This window comes from uncultured Methanobrevibacter sp. (genome assembly GCF_902801725.1).
In the GTDB taxonomy this organism is placed as follows: domain Archaea; phylum Methanobacteriota; class Methanobacteria; order Methanobacteriales; family Methanobacteriaceae; genus Methanocatella.
On record NZ_CADCJB010000003.1, the window covers coordinates 32,814 to 49,890 of the forward strand.

The 17,077-nt window shown below is 34.9% G+C and carries 20 protein-coding genes; 15 read left to right on the top strand and 5 right to left on the bottom strand.

What is annotated here, in order from left to right:
* Positions 1 to 135: 135 nt before the first annotated feature.
* Positions 136 to 1,056, top strand: a complete 921-nt coding sequence (locus QZV68_RS00860; RefSeq protein ID WP_296877665.1) for a DUF2121 domain-containing protein — start codon at positions 136 to 138, stop codon at positions 1,054 to 1,056.
* A 13-nt stretch (positions 1,057 to 1,069) separates the two neighbouring features.
* The gene (locus tag QZV68_RS00865; protein WP_296877667.1) at positions 1,070 to 1,999 is read left to right on the top strand and encodes an MBL fold metallo-hydrolase; all 930 of its coding nucleotides are present in this window, start codon (positions 1,070 to 1,072) and stop codon (positions 1,997 to 1,999) included.
* Here QZV68_RS00865 and aroC read toward each other — a convergent pair.
* Entirely contained in the window at positions 1,996 to 3,090 is a 1,095-nt protein-coding gene (aroC, locus tag QZV68_RS00870) for a chorismate synthase (protein ID WP_296877669.1), read from the bottom strand. The two genes, QZV68_RS00865 and aroC, sit on opposite strands and share 4 nt — an antisense overlap.
* Positions 3,091 to 3,199: 109 nt before the next feature.
* Here aroC and hemB point away from each other — a divergent pair, with 109 nt between their 5' ends.
* The 4 genes from hemB to QZV68_RS00890 all read left to right on the top strand — a co-directional run bounded on the left by hemB (position 3,200) and on the right by QZV68_RS00890 (position 7,604).
* Entirely contained in the window at positions 3,200 to 4,204 is a 1,005-nt protein-coding gene (hemB, locus tag QZV68_RS00875) for a porphobilinogen synthase (protein ID WP_296877671.1), read from the top strand.
* Positions 4,201 to 5,076: a triphosphoribosyl-dephospho-CoA synthase gene (locus QZV68_RS00880; RefSeq protein ID WP_296877673.1), complete on the top strand. Its 876-nt coding sequence runs from the start codon at positions 4,201 to 4,203 to the stop codon at positions 5,074 to 5,076. Before hemB ends, QZV68_RS00880 begins: the two co-directional genes overlap by 4 nt.
* Before the next feature lie 213 nt (positions 5,077 to 5,289).
* Positions 5,290 to 6,831, top strand: a complete 1,542-nt coding sequence (locus tag QZV68_RS00885) for a phenylalanine--tRNA ligase subunit alpha (RefSeq protein ID WP_296877674.1) — start codon at positions 5,290 to 5,292, stop codon at positions 6,829 to 6,831.
* Positions 6,831 to 7,604: an exodeoxyribonuclease III gene (locus QZV68_RS00890; protein ID WP_296877676.1), complete on the top strand. Its 774-nt coding sequence runs from the start codon at positions 6,831 to 6,833 to the stop codon at positions 7,602 to 7,604. Before QZV68_RS00885 ends, QZV68_RS00890 begins: the two co-directional genes overlap by 1 nt.
* Before the next feature lie 19 nt (positions 7,605 to 7,623).
* On the opposite strand, the gene QZV68_RS00895 is transcribed toward QZV68_RS00890, so the two are convergent.
* Complete coding sequence (locus tag QZV68_RS00895; protein ID WP_296877678.1) at positions 7,624 to 8,316, bottom strand: TIGR02253 family HAD-type hydrolase; 693 nt, start codon at positions 8,314 to 8,316, stop codon at positions 7,624 to 7,626.
* A gap of 37 nt (positions 8,317 to 8,353) precedes the next feature.
* On the bottom strand, positions 8,354 to 9,037 hold the full coding sequence (locus tag QZV68_RS00900) for a DNA polymerase domain-containing protein (RefSeq protein WP_296877680.1): 684 nt from the start codon (positions 9,035 to 9,037) through the stop codon (positions 8,354 to 8,356).
* Between the two features lie 189 nt (positions 9,038 to 9,226).
* Between QZV68_RS00900 and QZV68_RS00905 the strand changes: the two genes are divergently transcribed.
* The 7 genes from QZV68_RS00905 (at position 9,227) to QZV68_RS00935 (ending at position 12,955) form a co-directional block, all read left to right on the top strand.
* Entirely contained in the window at positions 9,227 to 9,571 is a 345-nt protein-coding gene (locus QZV68_RS00905) for a hypothetical protein (protein ID WP_296877682.1), read from the top strand.
* A gap of 85 nt (positions 9,572 to 9,656) precedes the next feature.
* Entirely contained in the window at positions 9,657 to 9,938 is a 282-nt protein-coding gene (locus QZV68_RS00910) for a hypothetical protein (protein WP_296877684.1), read from the top strand.
* A gap of 2 nt (positions 9,939 to 9,940) precedes the next feature.
* Complete coding sequence (locus tag QZV68_RS00915) at positions 9,941 to 10,177, top strand: hypothetical protein (RefSeq protein ID WP_296877687.1); 237 nt, start codon at positions 9,941 to 9,943, stop codon at positions 10,175 to 10,177.
* A gap of 193 nt (positions 10,178 to 10,370) precedes the next feature.
* Positions 10,371 to 10,745 carry a 30S ribosomal protein S8e gene (locus tag QZV68_RS00920; RefSeq protein WP_296877689.1) on the top strand — a complete coding sequence of 125 codons (375 nt, stop codon included), beginning with the start codon at positions 10,371 to 10,373 and terminating at the stop codon, positions 10,743 to 10,745.
* Positions 10,746 to 10,851: 106 nt separating this feature from the next.
* Positions 10,852 to 11,871: a hydrogenase expression/formation protein HypE gene (hypE, locus tag QZV68_RS00925; protein ID WP_296877691.1), complete on the top strand. Its 1,020-nt coding sequence runs from the start codon at positions 10,852 to 10,854 to the stop codon at positions 11,869 to 11,871.
* A gap of 8 nt (positions 11,872 to 11,879) precedes the next feature.
* Positions 11,880 to 12,287 (top strand): RDD family protein, encoded by a 408-nt coding sequence (locus tag QZV68_RS00930; RefSeq protein WP_296877693.1) that lies wholly within the window; start codon positions 11,880 to 11,882, stop codon positions 12,285 to 12,287.
* A gap of 29 nt (positions 12,288 to 12,316) precedes the next feature.
* The gene (locus QZV68_RS00935) at positions 12,317 to 12,955 is read left to right on the top strand and encodes a hypothetical protein (protein WP_296877695.1); all 639 of its coding nucleotides are present in this window, start codon (positions 12,317 to 12,319) and stop codon (positions 12,953 to 12,955) included.
* A 358-nt stretch (positions 12,956 to 13,313) separates the two neighbouring features.
* On the opposite strand, the gene cas4 is transcribed toward QZV68_RS00935, so the two are convergent.
* On the bottom strand, positions 13,314 to 14,003 hold the full coding sequence (gene cas4 / locus QZV68_RS00940; protein WP_296877697.1) for a CRISPR-associated protein Cas4: 690 nt from the start codon (positions 14,001 to 14,003) through the stop codon (positions 13,314 to 13,316).
* Between the two features lie 131 nt (positions 14,004 to 14,134).
* Between cas4 and QZV68_RS00945 the strand changes: the two genes are divergently transcribed.
* A complete protein-coding gene (locus QZV68_RS00945; RefSeq protein WP_296877699.1) occupies positions 14,135 to 14,950 on the top strand; it encodes a radical SAM protein in 816 nt (271 codons plus the stop codon).
* Between the two features lie 24 nt (positions 14,951 to 14,974).
* Complete coding sequence (locus QZV68_RS00950) at positions 14,975 to 16,258, top strand: DEAD/DEAH box helicase (RefSeq protein WP_296877701.1); 1,284 nt, start codon at positions 14,975 to 14,977, stop codon at positions 16,256 to 16,258.
* Here the strand turns inward: QZV68_RS00950 and QZV68_RS00955 are convergent, their stop codons facing one another.
* On the bottom strand, positions 16,259 to 17,062 hold the full coding sequence (locus QZV68_RS00955; RefSeq protein WP_296877703.1) for a winged helix-turn-helix transcriptional regulator: 804 nt from the start codon (positions 17,060 to 17,062) through the stop codon (positions 16,259 to 16,261).
* Between the last annotated feature and the right edge of the window lie 15 nt (positions 17,063 to 17,077).

The following is a 17,077-nucleotide window of genomic DNA, read 5'->3' on the forward strand; positions in this document are numbered from 1 at the left end:
ATCATGTTAATTTTTGCATGTAAAGTTCATGTTTCTTAAACTATATAATATAGGATAATTATAATTATATATAAATAATAAACTTTTGATATTATAATTTTTGAAATTATGATATATGATGACATGGGGAATTATATGAGCTTAATTATTGCTTACATTGGAAAAAAAGGATGCGTAATGGCAGCAGATAAAAGAAAAATTGGTTATTTCGGTGATAAGGAAAATTTGGAAAGGTTAGAAAAAGAATTGTATAGTGGTGAAATTAGCTCTGACGGTGAATTTAAAAGAAGAGCTGATGAATTGGGCATTTCTGTAAAAATTACTGATGATGCCAGTAAGCTAAAGATTGTTGGCAACTGTGTTAGGGGTGAAGTAAGCACAAAAGGAACTTTTGAAACAAAACGCAGAAGAATTTACGGAACCACTGCAGGTTATCAATTGGTTGAATTATTGGGTTCAGAAGTAACTTCCAGAAAATCCGGTGAAGCGGGAATAGTAATTTTCGGTAACAATTTTGCTAAAAAAATGGCTGAAAATTTAATTAAAAGAAAATTGAAACCTTCATCCAGTTTAAAATCAAAAGGTGAAGCTTTTGAGGAAATTTTAAGAGAAGTTGCAGCTAAAACTCCTACAGTCGGTATTAACTGTGATGTTTTAAAGCAGGAACCTAATTTTGATAAATCACAAGCCCAAAGACACCTTAACATAACTATCGATAATGATGTTAAGGTATTGGCGAAATTCAGACAGACTTTAACCGAACAAATCGTTCAGCAAAGTATTGAAATTGAAATGGCAAATAAAATTATCGATAAGGGCGATGTCGGAAAAGTTGTTTCAGTTGATGGCAACATTTTGTATGTCCAGTTAAATGAAAACATTCAGGCATTGGATGGAAACTGGAAACAGCTTGCAGCGCCTGGTCAGAATGTCATAATGTTTACGCAAAGCGATGATGTCGAGATTGGGGATAAAGTCACTATTGAAAATGAGGATTTATGCCTTAAAAAGAATAATTCTCCTCTCAAATGTGACGTTATTTTATGTTCGTTATGATATGGGGATTTAAATGAAATTAACGTTTTTAGGAAGTGGTGGTGGAAGATTTTCCGCTATCTCTCAAAGAAGGATGACTGGAGGGTTTAGGATTGATAATATTAACGGAAAGAATTATCATATTGACCCCGGTCCAGGAGCTCTTATAAGGACTTATCAGTTCGGTTTCGATCCCCGTAATTTGAATGGAGTATTTGTTTCTCATGCACACACTGACCATTATAACGATGCGGAAATTCTCATTGAAGCAATGACTAGGGGAATGACTAGAAGATATGGAACTATTTTTGGAAGCACCAGTGTTTTAAAAGGTTATGAAAAATGGGGTCCATGCATTTCTGATTATCATCAATCCCGGTCTGATACTGTTCTTTTAAAACCTGATGAAATTCAGGAAGTTGACGGTATTAAAGTGAAAGGAACCAAAACCATTCACGGAGACCCGGCAGGTGTTGGATTCCAGCTTGATTATAACGGATTCAAATTGTCATATACTTCAGATACGGGTTATTTTGATGAGCTGCCTGAGTATCATGAAGGTGCGGACATTTTGATAGCCAGCGTTTTGAGACCTGGAAACAGATCCATCAATGGCCATATGTGTTCTCGTAATTTCGTTGATTTAATTAATAAGGTAAATCCTAAAGTTGCGGTAATGACACATCTTGGGCTTAAAATGATTTCTTCCAATCCGGTTACTGAAGCTAAAAAAATTTCTAAAGAAACAGGTGTTAAGGTAATAGCGGCATTTGACGGATTGTCATTTAATGTAAATTACAATAATCCTAAAAGATTCAGATTAATTTCTCTTAAGGATGTTGAATCTCAAAATCACAGTACAACCCATTCATTATATAATAGTGAAAGAAAGAATTCATACCAGCTTTCATTTAAAAATAATGAGTTCGATGAGCTTTCAATAATTAAAAAAAGAAAAAATTAAGGTTTTAAGTTTGTCGGATGGACAAATCCTGAACGAATCATGTGGTCAGCTAAGACAATTGCAGTGCTGGATTCGGCCACAACGGTAACTCTTGGACAGATGCAAGGGTCGTGTCTGCCTTTAATTTCTATTTTTTCATTTTCCATTCTTTCCAGATTTATAGAATTCTGACATTTGGAAATCGATGGTGTAGGCTTTACTGCAATTCGTGATACTATTGGCATTCCATTGCTCATTCCACCAATGATTCCGCCGGAATTGTTGGTTTTTGTGGTTATCTTCTCATTGTCAATTTGGTATTCGTCATTGATTTGGGATCCGCAATGTTTCGCAACATCAAATCCAAGTCCTATTTCAACTCCTTTAACAGCGCCAATGTTCATCAATATCCTTGCAAGGTCACCATCCAGCCTTTCAAAAATAGGTTCACCAAGACTTGCCGGAACTCCAATGGCTATTGTTTCAACAATGCCTCCAACGGAATCTCCTTCTTCTTTTTTAGATATTATGAACTCTTCCATTTCTTTTGCAGCTTTAAGGTCACCGCATCGGATTGGGTTTTTCTCAATATTCTCTTTTATTGTATTGAAATCAAGTTTTTCGGCTTTGATATTTCCGATTTGGGTAACGTGGGAAATGATTTCTATTCCTTTTGTTTTTAGGAGCTTTTTAGCTATTGCTCCTCCAATAACGTGGCCAATTGTCACTCTTCCACTGCCTCTTCCGCCGCCGTTATAATCGTAGTTTCCGTATTTCATCATCCAACCGAAATCCCCATGGGAAGGGCGAGGGGTATTTTTAAACATAGAATAATCTTTTGAATGCTGATTTTTATTAAATACAACTCCTGTAATTGGTGTTCCATCAGTTTTTCCTTCAAAAATTCCGGATAGGATTTGAACTTCATCTGATTCTTTTCTAGGGGTTGTAACATTGCTTGTTCCTGGTTTTCTTTTATCCAACTCTTTTTGGATGTCTTCTGCAGTCAGTTCTAAGTTTGCAGGACATCCATCAACAACAGCGCCAACTGCCTTTCCGTGGCTTGACCCGAAACTTGTTATTCTAAATTTTTCTCCTATTGAATTTGACATTTTTGGCCTCTTTTTGATAATTATAGGTTTATTATATTTTTTAAATTTTATATAAGTTTAGTAAAAATTTTAAATAATCTCAAATTAAATAATAAAATAAGTGATTATTATGGAATTTCCAACTACAAGAATGAGAAGATTGAGAAAAAATGCTAAAATCAGAAATATAGTTCGTGAAACTAAGCTTGAAAAGGAAGACTTAATTTATCCAATTTATTTTAAAGAAGAACTTCAAGGAGATGAAAAAGAGGAAATCTCATCACTTCCTGGTGAATACAGATATTCTTTGGACAGTGGTGTTGAATTTGCAAAACAACTTGAAAGCAAAGGCTTAAAATCAATTATTGTATTTGGAATACCAAAAGAGGATACCAAAGATGAAATTGCCTCACCTGATTACTCCGCAACAGGTATTGTTCAAAAAGCGGTTAGAAGACTTAAAAAAGAAACTAATCTTGTTGTCATTACAGATGTGTGTCTATGTCAATACACGTCCCATGGTCACTGCGGCATGATTGTTGAAAATGAAGACACTGATGATGGAATTGAAATTTTAAACGATGAATCCCTGCCATACATAGCTAAAGTTGCATTGTCTCATGCACAGGCCGGTGCAGATATTGTAGCTCCTTCCGATATGATGGATGGCAGAGTTAAGGCAATTCGTGAGGTTCTGGATGAAAACGGATATGTGAATGTGATGATCATGTCATATTCTGCCAAGTATGCTTCTGCATTTTACGAGCCATTTAGGGTTGCCGCATGCTCTTCACCTCATGAGGGAGACAGAAAATCTTATCAGATGGATCCTGCCAATGCAGTTGAAGCTATAAGGGAATGTGAGCTTGATGTAATTGAAGGTTGCGACTTTCTGATGGTTAAACCTGCACTTCCGTATCTTGACGTTGTTCGTATGGTTCGGGATGAATTCATGCTTCCATTAGTCGCATATAATGTAAGTGGAGAATATGCGATGCTTATGGCAGCTATTGAAAAGGGATTTTTAACAGAACGGGCAATAGCAGAATCTTTACTTTCAATCAAAAGGGCTGGAGCAGACTTAATAATCACTAACTTTGCACCATATTTACTTTTCAATGATGTGATAGAATGAATCCAAACGAAATAGCTAAAATTGCTCAAATTGCCTCTGCACTTGAAGTAAGCGGATGTCCAAAACCGGGAAATGTTCACAGAACCCGTGACTATGATGATATGGTCTTCGAAGACTTCATTATTAGCGGCATCGTAATTGGAGATACAATCCGTGAAGCATGCTCTGATGTTGATATTGAAAATCCTCAATTAGGTAAATATATTCTTCAGGCTGTGGCCGAAACCGACAGGTGGATTAAAAATAACACCAATCTGGGCATCGTCATGATGACAACTCCAATTGCAATTGCAGCTGCAATCAGTGATTCATTTGATGATATCCGTGAAAATGTCAAATTGCTGATGGGAAATACCTCTGTTGATGATGCATGTGATTTGTATGATGCAATCAATATAGCCGATGCCGGCGGAATGGGCGATCAGGATGAATATGATGTGGCAAGCGACAATGCAAAAAATGAATTGAGGGCAAACGGCCAGACCATGTTTGATGTATTAAAAATTTCAGCTCCATGGGATATGCTTGCCAGAGAAATGACCAGCGACATGCCTGCTGTTTTTGAGTTGGGTTATCCCACTTATCATGAGCTAAAAGATAAAAAAACTCTTAACGAAGCTTGTCTATTGACATTTTTAACCATACTGTCACAGGTTCCAGATACTCTGATTTCAAGAAAATACGGCAATGATGAGGCCTTAAAGATATCAATGATGACTCGTGATTTGCTTAAAATGAAAGATTCAAATGACTTTTTAGACCAAGTTGGAGAATTTGATGATTACCTGTTTGCAAATAAATACAATCCTGGAACAACTGCTGATTTAACAGCGGCATCAATTTTTGTAAGTTATCTAAAATCTAACTTTTAAATCAAGGAATTTACTCCTTTTTTTTTACTATTTTTTTACATAATCCAATGCCAATGAAATCTTTTCATGTTTTATTTTAAACTTTCAAGGCATTTTTTTTTGATTTTAAAAAAATTTTTTAATTTTTACTTTTTTCAATGATTTGGCATTATATTTATAAATTAATTCAAACATATATTATCATATTATTAATCTATAAATTATGGTGTTTAAATGAGTGAGGATATTAAAAAAACCATTAATGAATTGCATATATATGAAAAGAAACTTTTAAAAGAACTGGAATCAAATCCGAATGCAACTCCTGAGGAAATAGCTGAAAACACAGGCATGGATATTAAATCTGTCATGAGTGCTGCAGGTTCACTTGCTTCAAAAGATATTATCGAAGTGGATAAGGAAGTTCAGAAAACCTATTCCTTAACTGACGATGGAATGGAATATGCCCAAAAGGGGCTTCCTGAAAGGAGAATATTGAACGTTCTGGCTAACGAAATTGAAATCCACATGAAAGATTTGTCATCTTCAACAGGTGTGGATAAAAAAGAGGCAAATATTGCTCTTGGTTGGTTACGCCGTAAAAATTGGGCTCAAATAGATAAAGGTGTTGTTAACATCACTGATGTAGGTAAAGACTTTATAGATAAATCCGGCGTTGACGAACAGGTTCTTGATTATCTTAAAGCCAATAGTGATGGAGTTAAACTTTTCACTGATGATTTGGTGGAAGGATTTAAAAAATTAACTGGTAGGAAAAATATTTTAAGTATTAAAAAGGAGACCTCACATTCTTTTAAAATCCTACCTAAAGGTGAAGCTATTCTAAAGGAAGGTTTCATTATCCAGGAACAGGCTACTCAATTAACACACCAACATTTAAAGGAGGGGGAATGGAAAAGTTTACAATACCGTCCTTATGATATTAATGCAGAAGCTCCAGTTGTATTCGCAGGTAAAAAACACCCATTAAGAGTAATTATAGATGAAATAAGAGAAATTTTCCTGAACATGGGTTTTTCAGAAGACAATGGTGAATATGTTGAATCAGCATTCTGGAACTTTGATTCACTTTTCCAGCCACAGGACCATGCCGCCCGTGAAATGCAGGACACTTTCTACCTTAAAAATCCTTTGACTTGTGATTTGCCAGATGATGATTTGGTAAAGCTCACTGCTGAAACTCATGAAACCGGTGCGGATACAGGTTCAATTGGTTGGCAATATGATTGGAATGAGGATATTGCACGCCAAAGTGTTTTGAGAACACATACTACTGGAATATCTACAAAACATTTGTATGAACACGATCAACCAATAAAAATGTTTTCTGTCGGAAGGGTATTTAGAAGGGAAACTTTTGATTACAAACATTTGCCTGAATTCCATCAGGTGGAAGGACTTGTTTGCGGTGATGGAATAAGCTATCAAAATCTGTTGGGTACCTTAAAAGAATTCTATAAGAAATTAGGATTTGAAGTAAGGTTCAGACCGGCTTACTTCCCTTACACATATCTTTCTACAGAGTCCGAAATATACTTGGAAGAAAAGGAAAGCTGGATTGAACTCGGTGGTGCCGGAATGTTCAGGCCTGAAGTATTAAAACCGTTGGGAATCGATCAGCCTGCTTTGGCTTTTGGTATGGGTATTGAAAGACTTGCTATGATAAGATACGGTGTGGAAGACATTCGTATGCTTTACAAAAGTGATATTAACTGGCTTCGTGAAGTTCCTCTTGATAGTGGGGTTAGATTATAATGTCAATCAAGCTAGTTTCTTGGAATGTGAATGGTATTAGGGCAGTTTCTAAAAAAGACGAGTTTTGGAACTGGTTTGATAATACTGATGCAGATATCATTAACTTTCAGGAAGTAAGGGCTGATAAAGATAAGATTCCCAAGAAATTAGCAGATGTTGATGGTTTTTCTTCTCATTTTAACGAGGCTGAAAAGAAGGGATACAGTGGGGTTGGAACATACTCTAAAATTGAGCCTGTTGATGTTGTAAGAGGTCTTGGAATAGAAAACCTCGACAGTGAAGGTAGGGTTTTGAGAATCGAGTATCCTGATTTTATATTATACAATATCTATTTCCCGAATAGTGGAATGAATGCTAAAAGGCTTGACTTTAAAGTGGATTTCTGCAATGCTCTGCTGGAACAGATTGTCGAGTTGAAAAATCAGGGAAAGAATATTGTTATTACAGGCGATTACAATATAGCTCACAATCCGATTGATGTCTATAATCCTAAAAATTGTGAAGGAAAGTCAGGGTATTTGCCTGAAGAACGCGCATGGCTGGATGAACTTGAAAAAGCCGGATTCATAGATACTTTCAGAATGTTTGATGAAGGGGAAAATAATTTCACTTGGTGGAGTTACAGAACCCGCGCACGTGAGAGAAACGCCGGATGGAGACTTGACTATTTCTATGTCAATGAAGAGATGAAGGATAATGTGAAGTCTGCAGAAATTTTAAATGAAATTTATGGTTCAGACCACTGTCCGGTAACTTTGGAATTGGAATTTTAAAAAAAGTCGTGATTGGTGATTATAGTATTGTTATTACATCACCAATGTCATCTGCAATTGCGATATCTAATTTTTCTTTTTTAATGTACTCTCTGTCTTCTTCAGTAATGTCTGAATTTACAAGAATAGCACTCATTCCGGCATTTACAGCACCTAATGCATCTTCTTTAAATTTATTTCCAATCATCACTGATTTTTCAGGGTTACCGTTCATTTTTCTAAGGGCAACGTCATAAATCAGTTTGTTAGGTTTGTCTTTGCCTACCTCTTCAGAAGTTATTACTGCATCGAAAAATGAGTGCACATTAAGTCTTACTAATTTTTCCCATTGTTTGATGGTTATACCATTGGATATTACTGCTAAGCGGTAACCTTGGCTTTTAAGATAAATTAATGTATCGATTGTATCTGGAAATGGTCTTAAAAGTGCCATTTTAACATTATGGTATGTAATCATTCCAAGTGCAACGAGCATCGGATCTTCATGACCCAAAACGACCTGGGTAAGGACATTAAAGTGTCTTCCATAGTTGGATCCTTTCTCTCTAATGATGGTTTTTAAAACACCATATGCTTCATCTTTATCTAATGGCAATCCATTATCTACCATTAATCCAATAGCTGCTTTTCTTGCAGTTTCAGCAAAATCAGATGTGTCAAGCAATGTGCCGTCAACATCAAAGAAAACTACACGTTCATCATTATTTATCATATAATCTTATTTATGTTATAATGTATTATAAATTTTTTTAGAAAAATGCATCCAAACTTTGTTGGACTTCGCCCCTTGCCATGTCCTGAAGGTCCTTTCGGGAATATCCAAATGAATACATAATCCTTTCAATGGCCGGTATCATTTGGTTGTTGATGTAATATTCTTTGTCATATGCATATCCTTCGCTGTACTCATATGGAACGGCACGTTGGCTGATGGATCCCTTTCCTTTTACAATTATGTATTGCACGATAGTTCCTCGTGTAACTTTAATGCCATGTTCCTCTATTTTTTTTGCAGCGACAACATGAGGTCCAACCTGCTTGTATTGGTCAAGTGGCTTTGTGATTTGTGTGTGGATAACCAATTCTTTATTGTCCACATCACCGTTTTTAATTCTTTTGAATACTTTTTTAACTTCTTTAATTGCTTTATCGGAATTTCCTTCCTTTAAAATTGCCATCAAAACGGCTTCTTGAGTATTTTTAACTATTGGTGCCCAATCTCTTCTGACTAATTCTAATCCTTTGGCTATAATTTCCCCATCTTCAATGACAGCATATCTTTTTTTACTTACAAAAAATCCTCTTCTGTAAAATCCTTCATATTCAAGTTCCATGCTTTCCGGAAGGGTTGAATTGAGATATGTAATGAATTTTTGGGCCTGGAATTTGATTTCCTCTTCAAGTTCTAGTTGCTCTTTTGTCTCTTGAACCATTTCGACACCTAATTAAAGTATATTTTATGTTGTTATAATATTTTTCTAATGCATTTTTTCAAGTCAAGGTCAATTTTATTTCCTTCATATTGCATTATTTCCTCTAAAAATTCTTGTTATTACTTTTCAAATGCTCTTGGACATTAATTATATCTTATGTTTAATATAATATGTTTGAGGTTTGATATTATGGAAAAAAGATTGATTTCAAGCTATGATGAAGAAAATGACACTTTTGTTGGAAAAATAGGTGATGAAAATGGATATGTTGCAGATTATGGTATAAGCAAAGGCATATATTTGGGAATAAACGATTCCAATTTGCCGGCGGCAGTTTTAATTCCAAATGCATCAAAGGTCTTGAACACTTCAAAAAGTGTTTTGGAAAGTTCTGATGTCAGGATTGGTATAGATTGCGATAATTCCTGTCTGACTTTTAGGATGTGTATTGAAGGATTGTTGGTTTTTTCAACCAAATGTAAAAACAACTTTGGAATTCCCGATTTGAACTATCTGATAGACTGTAACCTTTAGGTTACGTCTTTTTTTTATTTTTTTGTCAACGTTTAAATATGAGTTAAGGTTAATTATTATTAAAAATAATTTATTACGTGATAATATGGATGAAGAGAAAATCAATGTTAATTCTGCTGATGAAATAATTATCGTGGTGCCTGAAGATGCAATCAAAGACGGTGAGCTGGAAATAGATTTGGATGAACTGGGAATTGATATTGAAGAACTGGGCGAGGATGTTAATATTGTCATTCAGGTTGAAGGTGAAGATTTCGAAGAAGGCACACTTTTGGAGTGTGACGAGGCCGTTGAACCTAATGAATGGCGTTTTGATGATGACCCTTATGATGTAGTTTATTATGAATTTGTTAATGATGAGGATTAGTCATGAAAGAAGTTCCATATTACATATTGGATGAAGATGGGAATTCACAATCAATCACATCAAACAATGAAGCTTATATTGATGATGAGGATTTAAGAGAACTACTGATTGATTTTTTAGGAGATTCGGTTTCTGAAGATGAAATTCAAAAGATACTGGATGCCGCTTCGGATGAAAATCTCAGTGAAGAGGATTTCGATAAGCTGATTGATAATTTTATTTTAAAAAATAAAAAATAAAATTCCTATTTTTTCGCTAAAAAATAAAACATTTATATATAATGATAAAGTAATATTTTATTATCATTATTCTTTAGGGCTCTTTATTGCTCTCTATAATTAGACTGTTATTTTTTCTTGCTTGCAGTTTTAATTGAAAGAGTCTTATTGACGCGATTATTAATTTATATATTATATTTATTTAGGTGAAATAATGGCAATTTCTCAAGGAAAATCAACTAGAAGTCCATCCGGTGCAAGAAATGTTGCAAACCGTGGAAAAAGAAAAGCTGAATTAGGAAGAGATCCAGCTGAAACTAGAGTAGATGAAAAAAGATTAAGAAAAATCAGAACCCGTGGTGGAAATGAAAAACTCAGATTAGCTACCGCTAACAAAATCAATGTTACTGATGCTAACGGAAAAACTCAAGTGGTAGACATTCTTGGAGTAATTGAAAACACCGCAAACCCTAACTACGTAAGAAGGAACATCATTACCAAAGGGGCTATTGTCGAAACTCCTGAAGGTAATGCTAAAGTAACATCAAGACCTGGTCAAGACGGTGTTATTAACGGAATTTTAATTTAAAGATTACTCTTTAAATTCTCTTTTTTTTATAATTTTTTTAACCAATAATTATATACTTGTTTTTACAAATATTATTTCATTAAATATTATTTATTTAGGAGATAAAATGTCAGATGATAAAATTAATATGAATCATGGTGCTGGTGGGGAAGTAATGGCTAACTTAATAGCTAGCACAGTTTTAGATAATATCACTAAAAAGAGTGTAAATGGTGGTATTAGCTTAGATGATTTGGATGATGGCGCATCTATTCCATTAGGAGATTATGAAATTGTCGTAACAACTGATGGTCATACTATTGATCCATTGTTCTTCCCCGGTGGAGATATTGGTAGAATTTCAGCTGCAGGAACCATTAATGATGTTTCTGTAATGGGTGCTCGTCCATTAGCTATTTCCAATGCAATTATTATGCAGGAAGGATTTCCTATCGATGATTTAGATAGGATAATGAAATCCCTAAATGAAACCTGCGAAGAAGTTGATGTTGCAGTGATTACCGGTGATACCAAGGTGATGCCTCAAGATAAGCTTGAAGGAATCGTGATGGTAACTACTGGAATTGGAATTGCCAAGAAAGGTGAAGTGATTCGTGATTCAACTTTGGAGGTTGGAGACAAAATTATCGTTACTGGTAGTTTAGGAGACCATGGGATGAGTTTAATGTCTTTTAGAGAAGGTTTTGGTTTTGAAACTGATTTGAAATCTGATGTTGCTCCAATGTGGAATATTATTAATAAAGCATTAGAAATTGGTGGAGTTACAGCAATGAAAGACCCTACCAGAGGGGGTTTTGCTAATGCAATTAATGAAATGGCTTCAAAATCCGGAAATGGAATTATTCTTGAACAGGATGCAATTCCAGTAAGGGATGAAGTCCATGCAGTATCTGAAATGTTAGGCATTGACCCATTTGAAGTAGCTAATGAAGGAAAAGTTGTGATGGGTGTTAAGGCCGATAAGGCTGAAGCAGTCCTTGAAGCTATTAAAGGCGAAAAATATGGTGAAAATGCAGCAATAATTGGTGAAGTAGTCGAAGGGGATTATGTAATTGTCAACACACCTATTGGTGGTGAAAGAATTCTTGAAGCACCGATTGCTGATCCAGTTCCAAGAGTTTGTTAGGTGATAAAATGGCAAGTGTATTTACAAGGAGAATTTTTGCATATATTCTTGATTTCTTTGTTGTTTCAGCGTTCATGTGGATTGTATCTTATTTATGTTCTCTCATTATGAATCCATATGACTCTTCTGCAGTATATCAGTTTTTCCCAACAGTATTGCCTATTTTAATATTAGTCTACTTCATAGTCCTTGAAAAGACTAAAGGAGCTACAGTTGGTAAAGCTTTAATGTATCTCGAAGTTAGGTCAAGAAACGGAGCTAGAATTAATTGGGCTCAATCTATTGTGCGTAATTTATCTAAAGTTTATTGGGTTCCTATAATTTTCGATTGGCTCATTGGTAAATTCCTAGGAGCTAATAACAATAGGTTGCTTGGAAGCATTACCAAAACTGTTGTAATTGATGAGCTTAGATAAGCTCTCTTCTTTTTTATTTTTTGATGGTTATGATTCGAAAGATTCAGGTTTTGTGGTATTTGAACAAGGAAGATTTGGAGAATTATTGCATTGATTTTAAGGAATACAAGTCCCATAAGCTTGAAGGATATGAAATCTGCGATGTAGATGAGGATTTGATTTACGATTTGTGCGATATTGATTCTGATAGGCTGGAGCCTATAGGTTACTTTAAAAATCAGAAGGAAATTGAAAATTATGTCGTTGACTTTGTAACAGACAACGAATATGAATTAAGTCTCGATTCTCCAGAGCTTAAAGCCAAAATAGATGATGCGATTGCTTCTATTGATTTTTCAGGAGAGGACTATTATATTTCCATTGGTGGCGGAATTGGCTGTGAGGGAAATAAGGTTGTCAGTTGGTTTGATTCACTTAAAAATGAATACAAGACTTTAACCCGTGAAAAATTATGGGTTTTGGCAGTGACAGGATATGATCCCTATGATTTGTCATTGACTGGAAAGACTTTATCGTATATCCTTGCAGATATCTTAAATTTAAATGAATCTTCACTGGATAACCTGATTCCAAACAAGGGCCATATAACTGCTGAAGAATGGAATGAAATTTTGGACAAAGTTTATAAGAAAAATAAAATATATTTAGGTTTAAATAGGGTTGTTTAAGTTATTTTTCTCCTTTTAAATTCTTTGGTTCGAAACAGGAAATTTTAGCCAGTTTGCTGTAGATTAGTACTTTTTTTATTCATTGCCAAATTCTCAAAACATATTTTAAAAAAAGACATTCATCACATTTTTTTGTGGCGTTTTAACCTGTGTCAATTGAATTTTTCAGATTCTTAAACAGGTATTGCATTTCCATCAATTACTTCAATGTATTCTCGGCATTTTCATAGTTGATTGTTGCTGTTTCCGTTTTGTTTTCAACAGTGTATTTTCGCTAGTAAATGAATTAGCTGCCGTAAGTCAAATGCCAACTAAAAATATTGTCTGCAGGATTATTGAATTTTCTGTCCGTTCCTAATTATCCTTTTTTGTGTTCGCAGTATCTTTTATATCTGCAGGATCTGCATTTATTAGGATTTTTGGTTGGTATGAATGGCTTTGAACCATCAAGCAAGCCTTGCATTCTTTCAATTGTAAATTCAATTTCCTTTTCGATTTCAGGTGTGAATATTTCAATCCAAAAGAGGTTGCTTGTTCCACGTTCTCTTAGGGCTGCTTTGATAGGCCTTGAATCATTTGTCATGTCTTTGAAGGCAAGACAATATGCTCTTACCTGGTTCATTGTTGATTGGTAAGGTGTTCTTCCCGGTTTGTCATCGATTATTACAATTTTTTCCGGTGTCATCCAGATTTCATCGATGTATCCTCTAATGCCATAGCGGGGTGATATGACAAAACATTCCCTTGACATGCTTGCTTCACTTTTTGATATTTCAACGGCTTCTTCAAATGTTGTGGGTGTTGCATCCTGTTTGAAGATGGTTTCAAGCTGGTTGTGGATTTCACTTCCGTGGGTCATTGCACTTGTAGGTGCAGTTTCAATGCCTTTCATGTATTCGAGATATATCTGGTATTCACAATATCCTTGCTGATTTAACCAGCTAATGGGGAAATTGTTTTTACCTTCGATAATTTGAATACCTTTTATGTCAGGATGCTCTTTAATTTCATATTCTTTTCCATATCCTGTAATGTTTTTTTGTTGCATAATTGTATTTAGTATTTTTTAATACTTATTATTTTACGAATGCTCTCTCGCTTTTTTTAAATAGTATTTTGGATATATTAAAATTCATGCACTATGTTTCATCAAAATCTATCCTTTCAAAAAATAATGGGATGAATCTGTATAGAGGCTGTACTCATGGCTGCATATACTGTGATTCCAGAAGTGAAGTTTATGGAATGGACCATAAATTTGAGGATATTGAAGTAAAGGAAAATTCCATTGAATTGCTTAAAAAAGAATTGATTAAAAGGCCAAAATCAATGGTTGGAACAGGGGCGATGACTGACCCATACATTCCCCTTGAAAAACATTTGGAATATGTAAGGCATGCATTGGAGCTGATTGACAGATATGGGTTTGGTTTTACATGCATTACAAAGTCTGATCTTGTATTAAGGGACTTGGATTTGCTTAAAAAAATCAACTCAAACACAAAGGCAGTTGTTCAGATGACATTGACAACTTCTGATGATGATTTGTGCAGTATCCTTGAGCCTAACGTTTGCAGCACTTCCAGACGCATTGAAGTGCTTGATGTTTTGAGGGATGAAGGAATTCCAACCGTTGTTTGGTTGTGTCCGATTTTACCTTACATTAACGATACCAAAAGAAATATCACTTCGATTTTGGATTCCTGCATTGAAGCGGAAGTGAAGGGAATAATATGCTTCAATATGGGGCTGACCTTAAGAAGGGGCAACAGGGAATACTTCTATGAAAAACTGGATGTGAATTTTCCAGGTTTAAAAGATAGGTATATTGAAGAGTTTGGAGACAGCTATTCGATTCCATCACCTAAAAACGATGAGCTGATGGAAATATTCAGACAAAAAACTTCAAAAAACAATATCCTAAACCGTCCTCAGGAAATATTTGAATATCTTCATGATTTTCCTCAAAAGTCCTATCAGACTAAATTAATTTAAATAACTGTTTTTTTAAATATTAATATGATGAATTTTGATGATTTAAATATTTCGGATGAAATCAAAAAAGCGATTGTTGAGATGGGTTTTGAAAAAGCAACGCCCATTCAAAAAAAGGCAATTCCTATAGGATTGAAGGGAATGGATATAACTGCTCAGGCACAAACTGGAAGCGGAAAAACCCTCGCATTTTCAATTCCAATTCTTCAAAAGATTTTCGTTCCCGACAGGTCTCCGCAGGCCATTATATTATGCCCCACAAGGGAGCTGTGCATTCAGGTTGCAGGTGAGATTGAAAAACTGGCAAAACACATTAAAAAGCTCAAAGTTTTGGCGGTTTATGGGGGTCAAAGCATTGGAAAGCAAACAAGAGTTCTTAAAAAAGGTGTTCATATTGTTGTTGGAACTCCCGGACGTGTCATTGACCATATTCAAAGGAAAAATCTTGATTTGATTGGTGTTGAAAGCGTTGTTTTGGATGAAGCGGATGAGATGCTTGACATGGGCTTTAGGGAGGATATAGAAACAATTCTAAAGAATACTCCTCACCAAAGGCAAACTTTACTTTTCTCGGCTACAATACCTCGCCAGATTAGAAGGATTGCTGAGAATTATCAAAAAAATCCGAAATTTATTAAAATAGGGTCCAATAAAAAAACTATTCCAAAAATCACCCAATATTCATTTAAAACAAATCCGAAATATAAGTTTGATGATTTATGCAATTTGTTCGAGGCATATGACGTTAAATCTGCATTGATATTCTGCAACACTAAAAAGGGAGTTGATTTCGTATTTAAAAATCTGAAGAAGAATGATTATTCCTCTGATGCGCTCCATGGGGACATGACCCAAAAAATACGTGACAAGGTAATGAATAAATTCAGAAACGGTAATGTTCGCTTTTTGGTTGCAACCGACGTTGCTGCAAGGGGATTGGATATTTCTAATTTGGATGTGGTTGTTAATTATGATGTTCCTCAAAATTTCGATGATTATACTCACAGAATCGGAAGGACTGCCAGAGCAGGAAATGCAGGTTTTGCATTTACTTTAGTCACCTCCCGAGATTCAAATTTGTTTGATAATATCAAAAAGCAAAGTAAAGTAAGAATCATTGAAAAGGATATTCCAAGCGATGATGAAATTGACATGCTGAAAAGCAAGGTGATTTTGGAGAGAGTAAAAAATTCAATTAAGAATGATGATTTGGACAAATATAAAAAGCTGATAAAAAATAGTTCTTCTAAAACTTTTTCAAGTGATGATATTGCTTCGGCGTTATTAAAGATGATGAGGGAAAATTAATTATTTTCCGCCATCGATAATATTAAATTTGATTTTTTCATTTTCAAGCTCACGGATAAATGCTTTACTCATATCCCCAACACATATGGCAATAACATTCAATCCTTTACGGGCTGCATTTGCAGTTGCCTGAGGAGCTGCAAATTCAATGTCTATTGGAATATTAAGTTTGTTTGCAACAGCACGTGCAACAGTACCTGCAATGGCAACTTTATCTATTTTTTCGCCACTGTTGGTTCCATTTTTGTAAATGTTGCCGATTAATTCCAAATCACAAACTTTTGAACCGCCGTCCTTGATTGTCGGAACATTGATGACAGTAACTTCACCAACACTCATATCAATCATTCCTGTGAGATTGGTCAGTGATACATCGCATTCTGCTTCAGCATCTTCTAAAACGACTCCAGTTGCATTTTCTTCTTTTTTATGTGCGTATAAAACTCCATCTTCCATATAAAGTCCAACGATATCATCTTTTTTCAAGTTTTCAGTAGCTATGGCTGGCCATATGGTCTTGTAATGGTTCATAGTTTCTAAAACAGAATCAGTATATTTTCTTAAACTTATTGCATCTCTTTTAACTTTATCAATACCTGATTGAGTTATTTTATAAGGAGACCTGCCGTCTTTGGAAGTTATATATCCTAATTCCATTAATGTTTTTATATTTTCGGAAACCGCCTGTATGGTAATTCCCAAACTGTTAGCCAAATCTTTTTGTTTAAGGTGAGGGTCTTGCTTGGATATTTCACTTAATATTTGAAAGTGAGTAAGCGCACCTCTTTTTTTAAATGCCTTCATAATTTTCATTCCCCT

Bases quoted from the DNA above. Each gene is read 5' to 3' on its own strand.
- QZV68_RS00860 (WP_296877665.1), top strand. From the start codon at position 136: ATGAGCTTAATTATTGCTTACATTGGAAAAAAAGGATGCGTAATGGCA.
- QZV68_RS00865 (WP_296877667.1), top strand. From the start codon at position 1,070: ATGAAATTAACGTTTTTAGGAAGTGGTGGTGGAAGATTTTCCGCTATC.
- aroC (WP_296877669.1), bottom strand. From the start codon at position 3,090: ATGTCAAATTCAATAGGAGAAAAATTTAGAATAACAAGTTTCGGGTCA.
- hemB (WP_296877671.1), top strand. From the start codon at position 3,200: ATGGAATTTCCAACTACAAGAATGAGAAGATTGAGAAAAAATGCTAAA.
- QZV68_RS00880 (WP_296877673.1), top strand. From the start codon at position 4,201: ATGAATCCAAACGAAATAGCTAAAATTGCTCAAATTGCCTCTGCACTT.
- QZV68_RS00885 (WP_296877674.1), top strand. From the start codon at position 5,290: ATGAGTGAGGATATTAAAAAAACCATTAATGAATTGCATATATATGAA.
- QZV68_RS00890 (WP_296877676.1), top strand. From the start codon at position 6,831: ATGTCAATCAAGCTAGTTTCTTGGAATGTGAATGGTATTAGGGCAGTT.
- QZV68_RS00895 (WP_296877678.1), bottom strand. From the start codon at position 8,316: ATGATAAATAATGATGAACGTGTAGTTTTCTTTGATGTTGACGGCACA.
- QZV68_RS00900 (WP_296877680.1), bottom strand. From the start codon at position 9,037: ATGGTTCAAGAGACAAAAGAGCAACTAGAACTTGAAGAGGAAATCAAA.
- QZV68_RS00905 (WP_296877682.1), top strand. From the start codon at position 9,227: ATGGAAAAAAGATTGATTTCAAGCTATGATGAAGAAAATGACACTTTT.
- QZV68_RS00910 (WP_296877684.1), top strand. From the start codon at position 9,657: ATGGATGAAGAGAAAATCAATGTTAATTCTGCTGATGAAATAATTATC.
- QZV68_RS00915 (WP_296877687.1), top strand. From the start codon at position 9,941: ATGAAAGAAGTTCCATATTACATATTGGATGAAGATGGGAATTCACAA.
- QZV68_RS00920 (WP_296877689.1), top strand. From the start codon at position 10,371: ATGGCAATTTCTCAAGGAAAATCAACTAGAAGTCCATCCGGTGCAAGA.
- hypE (WP_296877691.1), top strand. From the start codon at position 10,852: ATGTCAGATGATAAAATTAATATGAATCATGGTGCTGGTGGGGAAGTA.
- QZV68_RS00930 (WP_296877693.1), top strand. From the start codon at position 11,880: ATGGCAAGTGTATTTACAAGGAGAATTTTTGCATATATTCTTGATTTC.
- QZV68_RS00935 (WP_296877695.1), top strand. From the start codon at position 12,317: ATGATTCGAAAGATTCAGGTTTTGTGGTATTTGAACAAGGAAGATTTG.
- cas4 (WP_296877697.1), bottom strand. From the start codon at position 14,003: ATGCAACAAAAAAACATTACAGGATATGGAAAAGAATATGAAATTAAA.
- QZV68_RS00945 (WP_296877699.1), top strand. From the start codon at position 14,135: ATGAATCTGTATAGAGGCTGTACTCATGGCTGCATATACTGTGATTCC.
- QZV68_RS00950 (WP_296877701.1), top strand. From the start codon at position 14,975: ATGATGAATTTTGATGATTTAAATATTTCGGATGAAATCAAAAAAGCG.
- QZV68_RS00955 (WP_296877703.1), bottom strand. From the start codon at position 17,062: ATGAAGGCATTTAAAAAAAGAGGTGCGCTTACTCACTTTCAAATATTA.